We start from the raw sequence: 16,903 nt of genomic DNA, 5'->3' as shown, positions 1-16,903 counted from the left end.
TCTGGGAAGACGCTAACCGCGCCGCTCCAGCAACCGGCAAACCTCTTCAAGCTGCTCGAGATTGCGGTAGTTGATCCGAACCTGGCCGCTGCCGCCGCGGTGATTGATCTTCACATCCAGTCCGAGAGCATCGGTCAACGTGCGCTCCAAGGCCAGCGTATCGGAATCTTTTTCGACCGACTTGGTTTCAAGCTGGGGCATGCCCTGGGACTTGATATCGTTTTGCGCAAGCCGCTCTGCGTCGCGCACCGACATGCCTTTGGACACGATCGTGCGCGCGAGGGACGAGGGATCGGACGTGGTGATCAAGGCACGCGCGTGACCAGCCGAAAGGCTTCCGGCAGACAGCATGTCGCGAACCGGGTCCGGCAATTTCAGAAGGCGAAGGCTGTTTGCGACATGACTGCGGCTCTTGCCGATGATTTCACCCAGATCGTTCTGGGTATAGCCATGTTCGGCAATCAACTGCTCGTAACCGAGTGCCTCTTCGAGCGGATTGAGGTCGGACCGCTGAACGTTTTCAACGATTGCGATTTCAAGTGCGGTCCGATCGTCTACGTCGCGGACGATGACCGGGATCTCAGTCAGTCCCGCCAGTTGCGCTGCACGCCACCGGCGCTCACCGGCAATGATCTCAAGGCGACCGTCGACTGTCCGAACAACGACCGGCTGGACAATGCCATGCTGCCTGATCGAGCTGGCGAGATCCTGCAGCTCCGCCTCATCGAAATGGCGCCTGGGGTTTTTCGGACTGCGCGAAACATGCTCGATCGGCACCATACGGTCTGGATTGACGTTTTTCGCAGGTGCATTGACCTGCACAGGCTGATCCATCTCACCGATAAGCGCAGCAAGCCCGCGGCCCAGCCGCCTTTTCGAGGGATCTTCGTTCATCCTGTCACCTGTTATTTCGTGTAATCAAAGAAGGGTTTCAAGCCGCCTTGCGCCGACGTTCCCGCTGGATCACCTCGGAGGCGAGCTGAAGGTAGGCCTGGCTCCCGGCGCATTTCAGATCATAAAGAATAGCCGGCTTACCATATGAAGGCGCTTCGGATACCCGAACGTTGCGCGGGATCAGTGTGTGGTACACCTTATCGCCGAGATATGTCCTGACGTCGCTGACGACCTGTTGGGCCAGATTGTTGCGCGCATCGAACATCGTCAGAACGATGCCCTGGATATCGAGCAGCGGATTGACCGTCCGGCGGACTTGGTCAACCGTTTCCAAGAGCTGGCTCAAACCCTCGAGCGCAAAGAACTCGCACTGCAGAGGTACGAGCACCGAATGCGCTGCCGCCATCGCATTCATCGTCAGGAGATTGAAAGAGGGTGGGCAGTCGACGAGGATATAAGAATATGCACGCGCGACATCAGTATCCAGCGCCCGCTTTAACCGGAAAGCGCGGTCCGTGGCCTGCGAAATCTCCATCTCGAAACCGAGAAGATCCATGGTGGAGGGAACGATGGACAGGTTCGGAACAGCAGTCGGAACGGCAGTTTCACCAATATCGCTTTCACCCATCAGCACGTCATAAGACGAATGAACGCGATCCTTGCGGTTAATACCGAGGCCAGTGCTGGCGTTTCCCTGAGGATCAAGGTCGATGATGAGGACGTTTTCGCCGATTGCGGCGAGCGCCGTTGCCAGGTTGATCGCTGTCGTCGTCTTACCGACGCCGCCTTTTTGATTAGCGATGGTAATAATACGGTTCTTTTCGAACATATCGCACCTGACTTTACGGGTCCTTGCGTCGGAGGTTGCTGATCTCAAGAATAACCGAGTCCTGCTCGACAACGCTTTGGTGTTCTAGCAGATCGAAATCCCAGCGACTACGGGCTTCGCTGACTTCACGGCGATAATCCCGGCCTTTGTGGAAGAAGCCTCTGGCTTCCGTTTCGACCATCCAATCGGAGGAATAGGATAGAAGTTGGTTGAGATCAGCCAGAGCGCGAGCGGAAACGCGCTGGCATCCAGGCAAGTCATGTGTCGCCTGCTCAATCCGGAGCGGATGAACCGAACCCCGAGCTCCGGTTTCGTTCAGGGCGACGCGGAGGAAAGCAGCCTTTTTATGGTTGCTTTCGACCAAGTGAACCCAACCATCTTCAAGCTCGGCGAGCAATATCGCGGTCACGACGCCCGGAAAGCCACCGCCCGAGCCAAGATCGATCCATTTTGATGGCTCCGGGGATAGTTGAAAGATTTGCGCGCTATCGGCGATATGGCGCTGCCAAATCTCGTTCAGGGTCGAGGGAGCGACAAGGTTGATTGTTTTCGCCCACTTGGAGAAGAGCGTGGCAAAGTGCTCAAGCCTCTCCTGCGTTTCACGTGAAACACTTCTGCCGTTCAACATCATGCCGAGACTCGTTTTACGCGATCCGAGACCGCGGCTTCTTTTTTTACAAGCGCAAGAATAAGTGCCAACGCTGCCGGCGTCATACCGTCAACTTTCGCGGCCTGCGCCATATTGCTGGGCTGATGCTTCGCGAGCTTTATTCGTAGCTCGTTTGAGAGACCGGGCACTGTAGAATAATCGAAGGACACGGGGATGGTTTTTGACTCATCGCGGATCATTGAGCCAATATCTGCAGCCTGTCTATTCATGTAGACAGAGTAGGTGGATTCGATCTCGAGAGCTTCCGCTACCTTTGGATTGACCCCACGGAGTTCTCCCCAGACACCGGCCAGCCCAGCCATCGATTGGTTGGGGTAGGCGAGCAGCTCGTACGCCGTACGCCGCTGGCCGTCCTGATTGAGGGACAATCCGTGAGCTGCACCCTGGCTAGGCGTCAGCGAGAGGGATTTCAGCATCGCACGGGTGTCGTCGACTGCTTTGGAGTAGGCCGCGAACTTCGCTGCACGATCAGCGCCCACGCAGCCCAGTTCGATGCCCTTCTGAGTGAGCCTGATATCGGCATTGTCGGCTCGTAGCGAAAGGCGGTATTCTGCACGTGATGTAAACATCCGATAAGGTTCCGTCACGCCCTTCGACGTGAGGTCATCGACCATGACACCGATATAGGATTCGGCACGACTGAACGGCTCCGGCTGGCCTCCCGAAGCCGTGATCGCTGCTGAAAGGCCGGCGACCATTCCTTGCGCGGCAGCTTCCTCGTAACCCGTGGTGCCGTTGATCTGGCCAGCCAGGAACAGCCCCGGCAATTTCTTGACTTCCAGCGTGGGTGTCAATTCCCGCGGATCAACATAGTCATACTCGATCGCATAGCCGGGCTGAATAATCTCGACCTGCTCAAGGCCCAGGATAGTGCGGATGAAAGCTTCCTGGACTGATGCGGGCAGGGACGTGGATATTCCGTTTGGGTAAACAGTTGGATCATCAAGCCCTTCGGGCTCCAGGAAGATCTGGTGCCCGTCGCGCTCACCGAACCGCACGATCTTGTCTTCGATCGACGGACAATAACGCGGGCCCACGCCCTCGATCTGGCCGGAATACATTGCGGACCGGTGGATGTTGTCGGAGATGATCCGATGGGTCGCCTCGTTCGTGCGGGTCACTCCACAGCTGATCTGTGGCGTTACGATTTTATCGGTCATGAACGAGAATGGAACTGGCTGCTCATCGGCTTCCTGCTTGTCGAGCTTGTCCCAGGCGATGGTCCGCCCATCAAGCCGTGCCGGTGTGCCGGTTTTCAGGCGCCCCAGGGCGACGCCAAGGCCGAGAAGCGTCGCTGACAGCCCGAGCGATGGCTCCTCACCCACCCGACCGGCCGGTATCTTTTCCTGCCCGATATGAATAAGCCCGCGCAGGAACGTACCGGTCGTGAGTACAGCCGTTCCGCATCCGAATCGACGGCCATCCTTCAGGATGACAGATGACACTCGACCAGTTTCTTTGATGAGGTCGAATGCATCACCCTCGATGACAGTCAGGTTCAGGTGATTGAAGATTTCCTGCTGCATCGCTTCACGGTAAAGGCGTCGGTCGGCTTGCGTACGGGGACCACGAACGGCGGGACCCTTTTTCCGGTTGAGCAAACGGAACTGGATTCCGGAAACGTCTGCGACGCGGCCCATCAGACCGTCAAGCGCATCGACCTCGCGCACGAGGTGACCTTTGCCCAGCCCGCCAATCGCGGGATTGCAGGACATGACACCAATCGTTTCGCGTTTGTGTGTGATCAGGGCCGTCCTCGCGCCCATCCGCGCTGCAGCGCTCGCGGCCTCGCAACCCGCGTGACCACCACCAATGACGATGACATCGAAATTTTGGTCCATATTCATTGTCCCACGTCGGCCGAGTGTTTCACGTGAATCATTTTCCGATACAGAACTGCGAGAAGATAACATCCAGCAACTGCTCGACATCGACCCGGCCCGTAATGCGCCCCAAGGCGGATGCGGCTGCTCGGAGGCTCTCGGCTCTCAAGTCAAGTTCCGTGCCGTTTAACGCCTCTGCGATAAAATTGGAAGCATCTTTCAGTGCGTCGACCTGGCGAGCTCTGTTCGGAACCAGCGTACCGGTCCACAGCGCTGTGATCTTTCGGAGGATGGTCTCCCTGAGGAGCTCGAGCCCGTCGCCGGTCCTTGTGGAGATGCAAAGGTCGAATTCGTCCGAAGGTGCGTGCGCATCCAGCTTCGTTCCGACAGTCAGAACGTTAGCGTGACTAAACTCATGGTTTTGTAACGCCGGCGAATCGATCTCGTTGAGAGAGAGGATCATGTCGGCTTGCTCGATCGCAACACGGGCCCGACGGATCCCTTCGACTTCAACAATGTCGTCGCTTTCCCGCAGGCCAGCCGTATCGAAGAAACGGACGAGATAACCCGACATGTCGAGATCGACATGCAGGATATCCCGGGTCGTTCCTGCACGTTCCGTCACAATCGCCACATCCCGGTTCGCAAGCGCGTTCAAAAGGCTGCTTTTGCCCGCATTCGGAGGCCCGGCGATGACGATCTTGTAGCCATCCCGGATGATCTCGCCAGACTTTGCGGTTTCCAGATGCTGGAGAAGTTCCAGATAAATCTGGCCCACCTCGCTCCAGACCCGCTCCGATACGGAACCGGGCACGTCGTCCTCGTCAGCGAAATCCAGCTCGGCCTCGATCAGAGCACGCGACCGCGTCAGCCGCTCAGCCCAGTCGATATAGAGCGCTGACTGTCCGCCAAAGCTTTGCTCGACCGCAAGACGGCGCTGCATTTCCGTTTCGGCAGAGATGAGATCCGCAAGACCTTCAATCTCGACCAGATCCAGCTTGCCGTTCTCAAACGCTCGCCTTGAAAACTCGCCCGCCTCTGCCAACCTCAGTCCGTCGATTTGCTCGAGCTCTAGGACGAGAGCTGCAACAACGGCGCGGCTGCCATGCACATGCAGTTCGACGCAGTCTTCTCCCGTAAACGAGTTTGGCCCCGGGAAGCCGACCACCAGTCCCTGATCGATGATCGCGCCGTTTCGGCCGCGAATCGTTCTGAGCGATGCTTTACGGTCTGTCGCTAAACGACCAGCAAGCGTCTCAGCCGCGGTGAAGGCTTGGTTGCCGCTTAGCCTGATAACGGCGAGACCTGCGGGCGGTGCTCCACTCGAAAGGGCAAAGATCGTATCAGGGTTCATGGTGCGGCTTTCGGACTGTGTCCCAGAAACTCGAAAGCGCCCGTCTTTACGACGGGCGCCTCTCGGTAACAGTGAATCCGGCTAAGGATCAGGTGTTCATCGAGTCGAAGAAGTCGCTGTTGCTCTTGGTCTGCTTCAGCTTGTCGATCAGGAACTCGATTGCATCGGTCGTTCCCATCGGCGCGAGAATGCGACGGAGAACAAAGATCTTCTGCAGGTCCTGGCGCTGGACGAGGAGGTCTTCCTTGCGCGTGCCGGATTTCAGAATATCCATGGCCGGGAAGATGCGCTTGTCTGCAACCTTGCGGTCGAGCACGATTTCCGAGTTGCCGGTACCCTTGAACTCTTCGAAGATGACTTCGTCCATACGGCTGCCCGTATCGATCAGCGCCGTAGCGATGATGGTCAGCGATCCGCCTTCTTCAATATTACGGGCGGCACCGAAGAAGCGCTTCGGGCGCTGCAGGGCGTTGGCATCCACACCACCGGTCAGAACCTTGCCGGATGACGGAACGACCGTGTTGTAGGCGCGGCCAAGACGGGTGATGGAGTCGAGCAGAATGACGACATCGCGCCCGTGTTCGACCAGACGTTTCGCCTTCTCGATGACCATTTCAGCCACCTGAACGTGGCGGATGGCGGGTTCGTCGAAGGTCGAGGAAACAACTTCGCCCTTCACCGAGCGCTGCATGTCCGTCACTTCTTCCGGCCGCTCGTCGATCAGGAGAACGATGAGATAGCACTCGGGGTGGTTAGCCGTGATCGAATGCGCGATGTTCTGCAAGAGAACGGTCTTACCCGTGCGCGGCGGCGCGACGATCAGGCCGCGCTGGCCCTTGCCGAGCGGTGCGACGAGATCGATCACGCGCGCCGAATTGTCCTTCGACGTCGGAACGTCGAGTTCCATCTTGAAGCGCTCATTCGGGTAGAGCGGCGTCAGATTGTCGAAATGCACCTTGTGGCGGATTTTTTCCGGGTCGTCGAAGTTGATCGTGTTGACCTTTAGCAGCGCGAAATAGCGCTCGCCTTCCTTCGGCCCGCGGATCGGTCCCTCGACGGTGTCGCCGGTCTTCAGCGAAAAGCGGCGAATCTGCGAGGGAGAGATGTAGATATCATCGGGGCCAGGCAGGTAATTGGCATTGGCCGAACGGAGAAATCCGAAGCCATCCTGCAGAACTTCAACGACACCTTCGCCGATGATCTCGACATCCTGGCTGGCCAGGATCTTGAGAATCGCAAACATCAATTCCTGCTTGCGCATGGTGCTGGCGTTTTCCACCTCCAGCGATTCGGCGAATGTCAGCAAATCGGTCGGCGATTTGCTCTTGAGTTCTTGAAGCTTCATTTCAGCCATGAAGAGGGGACCATATTCAGAATTTTTTGGGGAAACAGGCGTGTCGGTGAAATTCGCTACCGCGGAAGACACCGGGGTAGGACAGACGATTACACACATGCCACGAGATGAGATGGCTGGGAAAATAGCTGTTCACGAGCACGCCTGCAAGGGGGAGGGGCAGGCGGAGTTAAGAAAAAGCTCAAGACACCATCAAAATGGCTTAACGATGACCATTATTACGATGGCAATCATCAAAACCGTCGGGATCTCGTTCATCAGCCGCCAGTAACTAGCGGTTTTTCGCGGCCCATCTATGGCAAAAGCCCGAACTGCAGCACTGAACCGCATATGCGCCATGGTGAGCAGCAGGACAAACAGGATCTTGGCATGAAGCCATCCGCCCTGGAAACCGTAGACCGCCCAGGCGAGATAAAGCCCAAGCGCCCAGCTGATCATCATCGCCGGGTTCATGATGATTTTCAAGAGCCGCCCCTCCATCACTTTGAAGGTTTCCGACTGGGCGGAGCCGGGTTCGGCATCGGTGTGATAGATGAAAAGCCTGGGAAGGTAGAGGAGCCCGGCCATCCAGGAAATCACGGCGATGACGTGAAAGGCCTTGATGTAGAGCAGGAAATCATCCGGCCGCAGCCAGTAGATAAAAAACAGCACGACGACGAAAACCGAAAGCGCCGTCGCCGCCCGGAACGCGACACGCCGGCCATTTCCGGCACCGGTGCGGTCGTCCGGCGTCATACGCCCGATCCTCTGACCCGTTTTACAAGATGCGCAACGGTCTGCGGATCCGCCTGCGGTGTGATGCCGTGGCCGAGATTGAAGATCAGCGGTCCCTGTCCAAGCCCCTGGAGGATAGCATCGATCCCGTCGTCGAGGGACTTTCCGCCCGCCACCACGCGCATTGGATCGAGATTGCCCTGGACGGGCCCGTCCTTCTGCAGCTCCTGCGCAAACGACATCGGCACCGACCAATCGAGCCCGATTGCATCTGCGCCCGTCCGGGCCCGGTAGTGTTTGAGGTTCATGCCTGCACCCTTGGCGAAAGCAATCACCTTCGCGTCAGGTCGCGCTGCCTTGATGATATCGATGATCCGCCGCACGGGCTTGATCGAGAATTCCTCGAATTCCTTCTCCCCGAGCACGCCGGCCCAGGAATCGAAGATCTGCACGACATCTGCGCCCGCATCGATCTGACCGATCAGATATTCGGCAGACATCTCCGCCAGCAGAGCCAGCAGTTTTTCAAAGGCCTCGGGGTAGCGGTAGGCGAACAGACGTGCCGGCGCTTGGTCCGGTGTTCCCTGACCGGCGATCATATAGGTCGCAACGGTCCAGGGAGCCCCGCAGAAGCCGATCAGGGCAGTTTCAGGGGGTAGCTCCAGCCGAAGCCTCCGAACCGTCTCCAGCACCGGTGCAAGGTGGGAAAGCATCGTACTGCCATCGAGCGCTGCAATCCCTGCTTCGTCGATCGGATCCATCCTTGGACCCTCTCCCTGCACGAAGCGAACATTGCGCTTCAAGGCATCGGGAATGACGAGGATATCGGAAAACAGGATGGCTGCGTCGAACTGGTAGCGCCGGATAGGCTGAAGCGTCACTTCGACAGCCAGATCCGGCGTATAACAGAGATCGAGAAACGAACCGGCTGCCGCACGGACTTCGCGGTACTCGGGCAGATATCGACCTGCCTGCCTCATAAGCCATATCGGCGGTGGGGTGATCGTCCTGCCGTTCAGCACCTCAACGATCTTCCTGGTCGGACCGGCCAATGGGTTCTCCAAATAAAGAAAATAAGATTCTTAAGATCTTCTATTTCTTAGAGTCGGTGAGTAGCAAGGATTAAAACTCCTGCACAGAAGACGCGACGATCTGCCGCTCCGTACCGTTGAAAAGGAAAACTTCCGGGCATTCTTGGCAGAGCTTCTGGATAACCATATTTCGATCAGGGATATCAATTGCTTGTGCCTGGCGCTTGGTGAAGCTCTCTTGTGGATATCTTGTGAATCCAGCGATAGGTTCATCCGGTTATCCCCGCTTTGAACAGGGGGCCTGAAACGGCTTCCTCGAAATACGCGATTGTGGACAACTCGGAGGTTATCCCAGGGGTCTGGCTCGGCCCTCGAAAGGCGGTCAGTCTCTCCCCGGTTATCAACAGAGGACGAAGAACAACGTGGAGAACAGAAAAAACTTCTTCCATCTCCACCTCATATCTGACTCCACCGGCGAGACCCTGATCTCGACAGGACGCGCGGCGGCAGCCCAGTTCCAGACCTCGCTCGCCGTCGAGCACGTCTATCCGCTGGTGCGAAACCGCAAGCAGGTTCTCGCCGTGCTGGAGGCGATCGATCGTGAACCGGGGATCGTCCTCTATACGATCGTTGATCGCGAGCTTGCGAAACTGCTGGACGACCGCTGCCGTCAGATAGGAACACCGTGCGTCAACGTGCTGGAACCGGTTATGGCGACATTCCAGACCTATCTCGGAGCACCGTCTAAATACCGCGTCGGCGCGCAGCATGCGCTCAACGCGGAATATTTCGCCCGCATCGAAGCGCTGAACTTCACCATGGATCATGACGATGGCCAGATGCCCGAAGGGTACGACGAGGCCGATGTCGTACTGGTCGGGATCAGCCGCACCTCGAAGACGCCGACCAGCATCTATCTCGCCAACCGCGGAATCAAGACGGCCAATATCCCGATCGTGCCGGGCGTCGACCTTCCGCACGCACTTCTGTCTGCAACCCGGCCCCTGATCGTCGGGCTGGTCGCGACGACGGACCGCATTTCACAGGTGCGCGAACACCGCGAACTCGGAACCACGCAAAATTTCGATCGCGGTCATTATACGGATCGGGCAACGATTAACGAGGAACTGAAATATGCACGAGCGCTCTGCTCGCGCCACGGCTGGCCGGTCATCGACGTCACCCGTCGGTCGATCGAGGAGACGGCGGCGGCCATCGTTGCGCTCCGCCCGAAGCTACGGTAATCCGGCACTAATTCCATCCGGAGATCTGCCGTGACAATGTCTCACTCCAGGCCACTCATACTGGCCTCATCCAGCAAGTTCAGACGCATGTTGATGGAAAATGCGGGGCTGAGTTTCGAAAGCCGGGCCGCCGATATCGATGAACGTCAGATCGAGGCGGGACTGGTGGGCGCCAGCCCAGATATCGTCGCGCTGACCTTGGCAAAGGCCAAGGCGCTCGATGTCAGCAGACACTATCCTTCCGCCATCGTCATCGGGTCGGATCAGACCATGTCGCTCGATCATCGCGTTTATCACAAGCCGAAATCACGGGAAGAGGCGCGCGAAAGCCTGCTCTCTCTGTCGGACAGGACGCATAGGCTGAACAGCGCCGTCGCTCTTGTGCGCGATGGCGAAACCCTTTGGGAGCATGTTGCACACGCCGATCTTACCGTCAGACCGCTCAGCGAGATATTCGTGGATCGCTATCTGGATAGGGTGGGCGAAACGGTGTTCGGAAGCGTCGGCGCCTACCAGTTGGAAGGTGAGGGCATTCAGCTATTCTCGCGGATCGATGGAGATTACTTCACCGTTCTCGGCCTCCCCATGCTGCCGCTTCTCGACACTTTACGCGCTATCGGAGCGATCGATGGCTGATTCACGTGAAACACTTTTGGTTAACGCTTTCGTAACGGGGTGGCCGATCAAGCACTCGCGTTCGCCGATCATCCACGGTCATTGGCTGGCTAAGTTCGGTATTTCTGGCCGCTACACACGTGAAGCGGTGGCACCTGAGGATTTTCCAGCTTTCGTCAGCAAGCTTAAAGACGGATCATCAGGCTATCGCGGCGGCAATGTCACCATTCCCCACAAGGAAATGGCTTTTGCGCTCGCTGATCGTCCAGATGCGATCGCCGAAGAACTCGGTGCCGCCAACACGCTGTGGATGGAGGAAGGTGTTCTTCACGCCTCGAACTCCGATGTCTACGGTTTTACCGCCAACCTCGACGAACAGTCGCCCGGTTGGGGAAATGTCGATCGCGCCGTCATTCTCGGTGCCGGCGGTGCCAGCCGAGCTATCATTCAAGCCGTCAGGGATCAGGGCGTCGGAGAAATTCACGTCGTCAACCGGACCGTGGCGCGTGCGCAGGAACTTGCCGACCGGTTCGGACAAAACGTGCACGCGCATGCGATGGAAGCACTGGGCGAGGTCATGTCCGGCGCAGGTCTCTTTGTGAATACAACATCGCTCGGCATGGACGGCGCGCCGATACCGCAGTTCGACTTCTCGACCATGCTCACGAACGCAGTCGTTACCGATATCGTTTATATCCCGCTGCAAACGGACATTCTGAAACAGGCGGAGGAGCAGGGCTTCGTGACCGTGGATGGTCTCGGCATGCTTCTGCATCAGGCCGTGCCGGGTTTCGAGAAATGGTTCGGCCTCCGCCCTGTCGTCGATCAGACGCTGCGGGATCTTGTCATCGCAGATATGGATATTCACGGATGATCGTTATCGGCCTCACCGGCTCCATCGGCATGGGGAAATCCACCACCGCAGAAATGTTTGCGCAAGAGGGTATCCCGGTCAACGATGCCGACCAGGTGGTCCACGATCTCTATCACGGTGAAGCGGTCGATCCGATCGCGGAGGCGTTCCCGAATGCGGTCAGAGACGGTGTCGTCGACCGACAGGAACTGTCGCGCCAGCTTTCGGCAGCACCTGAAAAATTCAAACTGCTGGAATCCATCGTCCACCCGCTGGTGCGCAAACGCGAAGCAGAATTTCTCGATAAACACAAAAGCGCCGGCGCGGCGCTCGTCGTGCTCGACATTCCCTTGCTGTTCGAGACCGGCGGCGAGAAAAGGGTCGATTTTGTCGTCGTCGTCAGCTGCGATCCACAGGTCCAGCGCCAGAGGGTACTTGCGCGTCCCGGCATGACAGAGGAGAAGTTGTCGGTGATCTTGGCCCGGCAGGTTCCGGATGCCGAAAAGCGGGCGCGTGCCGATTTCGTCATCGACACCGGCGCCGGACTGGAGACAGCCAGATCAAGCGTGCGCGACATCATCGCCACGCTGAAAGCCGGCAGCAGGAACGGAAATACCCATGCGTGAAATCATCTTCGATACCGAAACCACGGGCCTTGAATCCAAGGCCGACCGGATTATCGAAATCGGCGGCATAGAGCTCATCAACAACTTCCCGACGGGGAGAACGTTGCACCTCTATATCAACCCGGGCGATCGCAAGGTTCATCCGGATGCGCTGGCCGTCCATGGCATTACCGATGAGTCGCTGAAAGACAAGCCGCCCTTCGCCCAGGTGGCGCAACAGATCATCGACTTCTTCGATGGCGCCCGGTGGATCGCCCACAATGCCAATTTCGATATCGGCTTTATCAATGCCGAATTTGAACGCATAGGCCTGCCGCCGGTCCCACCGGAAAACGTGGTCGATACGCTTTCGATGGCCCGCCGAAAGCATCCTATGGGTCCTAACTCCCTCGACGCACTGTGCCGTCGCTACGGCATCGACAATGGCCATCGCACCAAGCACGGCGCGCTGCTCGACTCCGAACTCCTGGCGGAAGTCTATATCGAGATGACCGGCGGCCGGCAGGCGGCTCTCGGTCTGGTCGGTGCTGATCAGCCGAGAAACGTCATCGAGATCGATGATGTGGTGGTAACGGCGATTGCAGCACGGCCGCGCCCTTTGCCGCCGCGCATCAGCGAAGACGACATCGCCGCCCATGCCGCAATGGTAAGTGGACTGAAGGATAAGGCCGTCTGGCTGAAATATGCAGCCGACTGATTTCTGCTGAAGTCCAGACATGAAAAAAGCCCGGCTGTGACCGGGCTTTTTATATCCTATCCGTTGCTCGCTCAGCTGTTGAGCGGCTGAACCTGCGACTTGGTCTGTTCTTCGGCCATACGCTGCGAGAACATCTGACCGAAATCGATCGGATCGATCATCAGCGGCGGGAAGCCACCGTTGCGGGTCACGTCGGAAATGATCTGGCGTGCGAACGGGAAGAGAAGACGCGGGCATTCGATAAACAGAAGCGGCAGCATGTGCTCCTGCGGGAAACCGGTGATGCGGAAAACGCCGCCGTATACCAGCTCGGCCGCAAACACGATCTTGTCGTCTTCGCGGGCTTCGGCACTCAGCGATAGAACGACGTCGAAGTCGTTTTCCGAAAGCGGATTGGCGTTGACGTTGACGCTGATATTGATCGCTGGAGCCTTGTCGCGCGACTGCAGCGAGCGTGGCGCGCCGGGATTTTCGAACGAAAGATCCTTGGTGTACTGCGCCAGGATATTGAGCGAGGGTGCGGAAGCCTGTTCGTTATCGTCTGCCATAAAAATTCCTCAAGGCTGGAAAGGGTGGCTGAAAAGCGTTGGGGGCACTTAACATTTCGCTCCGGGGCTTACAACCCTGCGAGATCTTAGCCTTAAGGTTCGATCCGCTTATCCTTGTCCGCCCAGGGCGAGGACGGGTTCGGTTCGCGGCGATAATCGTCGTCATCGAGATCGACCACCGGGCCGGATCCAACCGGATGAACAGGCGCAGGACCGGGGCCAGGGCCGGGACCGGTGCGAAAACCGCCCGGGCTTCTTCGCTCGCCCGAATTCACGACAACCACGCGGCTGCCGATGGCCGACCAGATCAGCTTGCGGATAAAGGGCACAAGCAGCGCGAGACCAATGATGTCGGTCAGAAACCCCGGCAGCATCAGCAGGATGCCAGCCACCACGACCATCGCTCCGCTTACCAGTTCGGCTGCAGGCATCCGACCTTCGCGCCCTTCTGTCGAAAGCCGCCGCAGCATAGTCATCCCCTGGCCGCGGATCATCAATGCGCCCAGGAGGCCCGTTCCGAGGACGAGGCCAAGCGTTCCCCAAAGTCCGATCGCTCTTCCGACCAGAACAAAACCAGCGATTTCGGCCAGCGGCCATGCCAGGAGAACAACCGGAAGGAATGGTAAGCGCATAATCATTGCCTGTATCTAATTGGCGGATATGGGTTCATCTCACGCCGTTGCTATTTGAAGATGGGCGGTAGGAGACTATATGAAAAGCTGCATAGAACTTTTAAACGACAATTGCGGGATAAAATGGGCTCGAACGACTTGATAACACTGTTTTTCCTCGTCGCAGCAGTGCTGATATTCCTGCAATTGCGCAGCGTCCTCGGCCGGCGCACGGGACATGAGAAGCCGCCGACTGAGACAGTCAGCCCTCGCGATGTTGCCCGCGGTCCCGTCGAGGACGATAGCAAGGTAGTGACGCTTCCTCGCCGCGACAATGTCGATGAGGAACAACGCAATGCCGATATCGACGCCGTCGCGAAGCCTGATACGCCGCTCAACGCATCGCTTCGTGCCCTCGTGAAGGAAGATCCGTCGTTCCGCCCGAAGGAATTCCTCAACGGCGTGCGGATGGCGTACGAAATGATCGTCATGGCTTTTGCCGACGGTGATCGGAAGACCTTGAAGGGGCTTCTCTCCAATGAGGTCTATGACGGCTTCGAAGCGGCGATCGCCGAGCGCGAGGCCAAGGGCGAGGTGATCAAGTCCACCTTTGTCGGCATCGACAAATGCGACATGACACAGGTTTCGATCAAGGACGGCGAATCTCAGGTTACCGTCCGCATTGTCAGCCAGTTGATCTCCGCAACCTTCGACAAGGCCGGCACGCTGATCGACGGCGATCAGGAAACCGTAGCCGACGTCATCGACATCTGGACCTTTGCCCGCGACATCGGCTCCCGCGACCCGAACTGGAAGCTGGTCGCCACCGAATCCGAACAATGATTTCCGCGTCTCCGACCCTCTCTGACTTCCGCCTCGAGAGGGTCGACTTCGCGGATCTCCCCGGTTGGGCTGCCGACGATCCGAGCCCGCTGTATGAGGCGATGCATGCTTGCGCGGCCCATATCCGCAACGTTAAGCCCTATCGCAAGGGTTCTCTCGGCCTGGAGGCCAGGGAACTGGCGGACCTCTTCGAGCAGGCCGCACCATTTGCCGATGCCTCTGCAGCTCGCACCTTCTTCGAACAACGCTGCACACCCTTCCGGATCCTGAAGCACAATGACGAACAAGGATTCGTCACCGCCTTCTACGAACCGGAAGTCGACGTCTCCGATGTGAGCGAAGGTCTTTTCACCCATCCCTTCTATTTCCGGCCTGACGATCTCGTCGATCTCGACGAAAGCAATCGCCCTGCGGATCTCGACTCCGGCTACATGTTCGGCCGTCAGACGCCGGATGGTATCGTCGCTTATCCGGATCGCGGTGAAATCGATCGCGGCTGTCTCGACGGCCGGGGGCTGGAGATAGCCTTCGCACGGTCGCGGATCGACGTCTTCTTTGCCCATGTTCAGGGCGCAGCTCGGCTGGTCTACCCCGATGGCCGCGTCCGTCGCATCACCTACGCGGCAAAGGCAGGCCATCCGTTTTCGCCGATCGGCAAGCTTCTGATCGATCGTGGCGAAATCGCTCGCGAAGACATTTCCATGCAGAGCATTCGGACGTGGCTTGCCGAAGCTCTGGTGTCGAATCCGGCTAAGGTTGATGAAGTCTTATGGCACAACAAGTCCTACATCTTCTTCCGTGAGGCCGATGTCAGCGACCCTGACCTCGGTCCTATCGCTGCCGCCAAGGTGCCGCTGATCGCGGGACGCTCGCTCGCCGTGGATCGCTCCATTCACACATTCGGCTACCCCTTTTTCATCCATGCGGAACGGCTGACACATCTCGACGACGGCAAGCCGTTCGCGCGGCTGATGCTGGCGCTCGATACGGGTTCAGCCATTATTGGGCCTGCAAGGGGCGATATCTTCACCGGTTCCGGCTATCACGCAGGCGAGCTTGCCGGCACGGTGCGAAACGATGCGGATTTCTATATCCTCGTTCCAAACGCGGCCGCCGGCCGTTATGCCGGGTAGGATATGGCGCATGAAGGATCGAAAACTCAGTTCAGATGAACGCATCCTTTGGGGCAAGGTGGCGAAATCCGCCCGTGCTCTGCCTGGGCGCATGAAAGAGATCGCTGCCTTCGAAGAGGAAATGGCGGCACGACTGGCGGCAGAGGATGAAGTCTCCAAGCCGCCGGTACCGCTAACCCAGCGTGTCAGCGATGCCTTCGCGGCAGTCGCGCCGAAGGTAAAAAAGCCTGCCGGCATTCATCATCCGCTGGAAAAACCCACCCGGAAGAAGCTCGCCAAGGGTCGCTTGGCGATCGATGCTCGGCTCGATCTCCATGGTCTCTACCAGGACGCCGCCCACGATCTGCTGCTCGATTTTCTCTACAGTGCCCATGATCGCGGTCTGCGCCATGTTCTTGTCATCACCGGCAAGGGCCGCTCGGTGGGCGGCGAGGGGGTTCTGCGCCGTGCGGTGCCGCTGTGGTTCTCGAAGGCCGAATTTCGTTTCCTGATCTCGTCCTACGAATGGGCAGCCCAAAACCATGGTGGCGAGGGCGCCATGTACGTGCGGCTTTCAAAGAGCCGTGCGGATTATCGGGGATCGGTCCTGTGACGCCCTTTGGTGAAGCGCTTCGACAGCTGCGCGCCAAAAAGGGAGTTACCCAGAGGCAACTGGCAGAGGCGATCGGGGTTACGCCTGCCTATCTGTCGGCCTTGGAACATGGCAAACGGGGCCGGCCCACATTCGAGCTGCTCCAGCGTATCACCGGCTACTTCAACATCATCTGGGATGAAGCGGAAGAATTGTTTCGAGTTGCAGAAGCCTCGCGCCCGAAAGTGGTCCTCGACACGACAGGCCTGGCGCCTGCATACACCGCATTTGCCAACGCCTTGGCGGCACGGATTCGCTCTTTGCCGCCGGACGTGCTAGAGGAAATGCGAAGACTTCTGCAAAAGGCTTGAATTGCCCTGGAAATCTCTGCGCATCCACGCCTTTCCAGGCATTTCGCGAGGCCCCAACCTTTAGAAACCGCCCTGAATTCCCTATATTCAAGGCGGAGACTCCGGTGATTCGCTCGCCGGTA

At 58.1% G+C, this 16,903-nt stretch carries 19 protein-coding genes; 9 read left to right on the top strand and 10 right to left on the bottom strand.

Going from position 1 to position 16,903, the window contains the following annotated elements; translation table 11 throughout:
* Positions 1–12 precede the first annotated feature (12 nt).
* The 8 genes from ACQY1L_RS15080 to hemE all read right to left on the bottom strand — a co-directional run bounded on the left by ACQY1L_RS15080 (position 13) and on the right by hemE (position 8,690).
* Entirely contained in the window at positions 13–894 is an 882-nt protein-coding gene (locus ACQY1L_RS15080) for a ParB/RepB/Spo0J family partition protein (RefSeq protein WP_174197310.1), read from the bottom strand.
* Positions 895–931: 37 nt separating this feature from the next.
* Positions 932–1,723 carry a ParA family protein gene (locus ACQY1L_RS15075; protein WP_092665164.1) on the bottom strand — a complete coding sequence of 264 codons (792 nt, stop codon included), beginning with the start codon at positions 1,721–1,723 and terminating at the stop codon, positions 932–934.
* A gap of 13 nt (positions 1,724–1,736) precedes the next feature.
* On the bottom strand, positions 1,737–2,354 hold the full coding sequence (gene rsmG / locus ACQY1L_RS15070) for a 16S rRNA (guanine(527)-N(7))-methyltransferase RsmG (protein WP_325265618.1): 618 nt from the start codon (positions 2,352–2,354) through the stop codon (positions 1,737–1,739).
* Positions 2,351–4,234, bottom strand: coding sequence for a tRNA uridine-5-carboxymethylaminomethyl(34) synthesis enzyme MnmG (mnmG, locus tag ACQY1L_RS15065; protein WP_430261882.1), 1,884 nt, complete (start codon positions 4,232–4,234; stop codon positions 2,351–2,353). The genes rsmG and mnmG overlap by 4 nt, the downstream gene beginning before the upstream one ends.
* Before the next feature lie 37 nt (positions 4,235–4,271).
* The gene (gene mnmE / locus ACQY1L_RS15060) at positions 4,272–5,570 is read right to left on the bottom strand and encodes a tRNA uridine-5-carboxymethylaminomethyl(34) synthesis GTPase MnmE (RefSeq protein ID WP_430241533.1); all 1,299 of its coding nucleotides are present in this window, start codon (positions 5,568–5,570) and stop codon (positions 4,272–4,274) included.
* Between the two features lie 88 nt (positions 5,571–5,658).
* Positions 5,659–6,924 (bottom strand): transcription termination factor Rho, encoded by a 1,266-nt coding sequence (gene rho, locus ACQY1L_RS15055; protein WP_092665173.1) that lies wholly within the window; start codon positions 6,922–6,924, stop codon positions 5,659–5,661.
* 192 nt (positions 6,925–7,116) lie between these two features.
* Positions 7,117–7,659 carry a protoporphyrinogen oxidase HemJ gene (gene hemJ, locus ACQY1L_RS15050; RefSeq protein WP_430241531.1) on the bottom strand — a complete coding sequence of 181 codons (543 nt, stop codon included), beginning with the start codon at positions 7,657–7,659 and terminating at the stop codon, positions 7,117–7,119.
* Positions 7,656–8,690, bottom strand: coding sequence for a uroporphyrinogen decarboxylase (hemE, locus tag ACQY1L_RS15045; RefSeq protein WP_430241529.1), 1,035 nt, complete (start codon positions 8,688–8,690; stop codon positions 7,656–7,658). Before hemE ends, hemJ begins: the two co-directional genes overlap by 4 nt.
* Positions 8,691–9,091: 401 nt before the next feature.
* Between hemE and ACQY1L_RS15040 the strand changes: the two genes are divergently transcribed.
* Genes ACQY1L_RS15040 through dnaQ form a run of 5 tightly spaced genes read left to right on the top strand, consistent with a single transcriptional unit; the run spans position 9,092 to position 12,704 of the window.
* Complete coding sequence (locus ACQY1L_RS15040; RefSeq protein ID WP_062462887.1) at positions 9,092–9,913, top strand: pyruvate, water dikinase regulatory protein; 822 nt, start codon at positions 9,092–9,094, stop codon at positions 9,911–9,913.
* A 36-nt stretch (positions 9,914–9,949) separates the two neighbouring features.
* The gene (locus ACQY1L_RS15035) at positions 9,950–10,549 is read left to right on the top strand and encodes a Maf-like protein (RefSeq protein ID WP_430243988.1); all 600 of its coding nucleotides are present in this window, start codon (positions 9,950–9,952) and stop codon (positions 10,547–10,549) included.
* Positions 10,542–11,402 carry a shikimate dehydrogenase gene (locus ACQY1L_RS15030; protein ID WP_325265624.1) on the top strand — a complete coding sequence of 287 codons (861 nt, stop codon included), beginning with the start codon at positions 10,542–10,544 and terminating at the stop codon, positions 11,400–11,402. Before ACQY1L_RS15035 ends, ACQY1L_RS15030 begins: the two co-directional genes overlap by 8 nt.
* Positions 11,399–12,007, top strand: a complete 609-nt coding sequence (gene coaE / locus ACQY1L_RS15025) for a dephospho-CoA kinase (RefSeq protein WP_430241527.1) — start codon at positions 11,399–11,401, stop codon at positions 12,005–12,007. Before ACQY1L_RS15030 ends, coaE begins: the two co-directional genes overlap by 4 nt.
* On the top strand, positions 12,000–12,704 hold the full coding sequence (gene dnaQ, locus ACQY1L_RS15020; RefSeq protein ID WP_174197317.1) for a DNA polymerase III subunit epsilon: 705 nt from the start codon (positions 12,000–12,002) through the stop codon (positions 12,702–12,704). Before coaE ends, dnaQ begins: the two co-directional genes overlap by 8 nt.
* Before the next feature lie 71 nt (positions 12,705–12,775).
* On the opposite strand, the gene secB is transcribed toward dnaQ, so the two are convergent.
* Both secB and ACQY1L_RS15010 read right to left on the bottom strand, forming a co-directional pair.
* The gene (gene secB, locus ACQY1L_RS15015) at positions 12,776–13,252 is read right to left on the bottom strand and encodes a protein-export chaperone SecB (protein WP_062462904.1); all 477 of its coding nucleotides are present in this window, start codon (positions 13,250–13,252) and stop codon (positions 12,776–12,778) included.
* Positions 13,253–13,344: 92 nt separating this feature from the next.
* Positions 13,345–13,884: an FxsA family protein gene (locus ACQY1L_RS15010; RefSeq protein WP_430241525.1), complete on the bottom strand. Its 540-nt coding sequence runs from the start codon at positions 13,882–13,884 to the stop codon at positions 13,345–13,347.
* Positions 13,885–14,007: 123 nt separating this feature from the next.
* Between ACQY1L_RS15010 and ACQY1L_RS15005 the strand changes: the two genes are divergently transcribed.
* The 4 genes from ACQY1L_RS15005 to ACQY1L_RS14990 are packed head-to-tail and all read left to right on the top strand — an operon-like array spanning position 14,008 to position 16,781.
* Positions 14,008–14,706 carry a Tim44/TimA family putative adaptor protein gene (locus ACQY1L_RS15005; protein WP_062462907.1) on the top strand — a complete coding sequence of 233 codons (699 nt, stop codon included), beginning with the start codon at positions 14,008–14,010 and terminating at the stop codon, positions 14,704–14,706.
* Positions 14,703–15,839 (top strand): murein transglycosylase A, encoded by a 1,137-nt coding sequence (gene mltA / locus ACQY1L_RS15000; RefSeq protein ID WP_430241523.1) that lies wholly within the window; start codon positions 14,703–14,705, stop codon positions 15,837–15,839. The genes ACQY1L_RS15005 and mltA overlap by 4 nt, the downstream gene beginning before the upstream one ends.
* A 10-nt stretch (positions 15,840–15,849) precedes the next feature.
* Positions 15,850–16,431, top strand: a complete 582-nt coding sequence (locus tag ACQY1L_RS14995; RefSeq protein ID WP_430241521.1) for a Smr/MutS family protein — start codon at positions 15,850–15,852, stop codon at positions 16,429–16,431.
* On the top strand, positions 16,428–16,781 hold the full coding sequence (locus ACQY1L_RS14990) for a helix-turn-helix domain-containing protein (protein WP_092665195.1): 354 nt from the start codon (positions 16,428–16,430) through the stop codon (positions 16,779–16,781). Before ACQY1L_RS14995 ends, ACQY1L_RS14990 begins: the two co-directional genes overlap by 4 nt.
* Positions 16,782–16,903 lie beyond the last annotated feature (122 nt).

The sequence above is a fragment of the Neorhizobium sp. DAR64862/K0K3 genome (assembly GCF_050500185.1).
Lineage (GTDB): Bacteria > Pseudomonadota > Alphaproteobacteria > Rhizobiales > Rhizobiaceae > Neorhizobium > Neorhizobium soli.
The sequence above is the reverse complement of the archived record's forward strand: the minus strand, read 5'-3'. Positions and strand labels throughout refer to the sequence as shown.

Excerpts from the sequence above, each read along its gene's own strand:
- hemJ (WP_430241531.1), bottom strand. The coding sequence starts at position 7,659 with ATGACGCCGGACGACCGCACCGGTGCCGGAAATGGCCGGCGTGTCGCG.
- coaE (WP_430241527.1), top strand. The coding sequence starts at position 11,399 with ATGATCGTTATCGGCCTCACCGGCTCCATCGGCATGGGGAAATCCACC.
- secB (WP_062462904.1), bottom strand. The coding sequence starts at position 13,252 with ATGGCAGACGATAACGAACAGGCTTCCGCACCCTCGCTCAATATCCTG.
- ACQY1L_RS15080 (WP_174197310.1), bottom strand. The coding sequence starts at position 894 with ATGAACGAAGATCCCTCGAAAAGGCGGCTGGGCCGCGGGCTTGCTGCG.
- dnaQ (WP_174197317.1), top strand. The coding sequence starts at position 12,000 with ATGCGTGAAATCATCTTCGATACCGAAACCACGGGCCTTGAATCCAAG.
- ACQY1L_RS15005 (WP_062462907.1), top strand. The coding sequence starts at position 14,008 with ATGGGCTCGAACGACTTGATAACACTGTTTTTCCTCGTCGCAGCAGTG.
- mnmG (WP_430261882.1), bottom strand. The coding sequence starts at position 4,234 with ATGGACCAAAATTTCGATGTCATCGTCATTGGTGGTGGTCACGCGGGT.
- ACQY1L_RS15030 (WP_325265624.1), top strand. The coding sequence starts at position 10,542 with ATGGCTGATTCACGTGAAACACTTTTGGTTAACGCTTTCGTAACGGGG.
- ACQY1L_RS15075 (WP_092665164.1), bottom strand. The coding sequence starts at position 1,723 with ATGTTCGAAAAGAACCGTATTATTACCATCGCTAATCAAAAAGGCGGC.
- rho (WP_092665173.1), bottom strand. The coding sequence starts at position 6,924 with ATGGCTGAAATGAAGCTTCAAGAACTCAAGAGCAAATCGCCGACCGAT.
- mltA (WP_430241523.1), top strand. The coding sequence starts at position 14,703 with ATGATTTCCGCGTCTCCGACCCTCTCTGACTTCCGCCTCGAGAGGGTC.
- ACQY1L_RS15010 (WP_430241525.1), bottom strand. The coding sequence starts at position 13,884 with ATGCGCTTACCATTCCTTCCGGTTGTTCTCCTGGCATGGCCGCTGGCC.
- rsmG (WP_325265618.1), bottom strand. The coding sequence starts at position 2,354 with ATGATGTTGAACGGCAGAAGTGTTTCACGTGAAACGCAGGAGAGGCTT.
- ACQY1L_RS14995 (WP_430241521.1), top strand. The coding sequence starts at position 15,850 with ATGAAGGATCGAAAACTCAGTTCAGATGAACGCATCCTTTGGGGCAAG.
- mnmE (WP_430241533.1), bottom strand. The coding sequence starts at position 5,570 with ATGAACCCTGATACGATCTTTGCCCTTTCGAGTGGAGCACCGCCCGCA.
- ACQY1L_RS15035 (WP_430243988.1), top strand. The coding sequence starts at position 9,950 with ATGTCTCACTCCAGGCCACTCATACTGGCCTCATCCAGCAAGTTCAGA.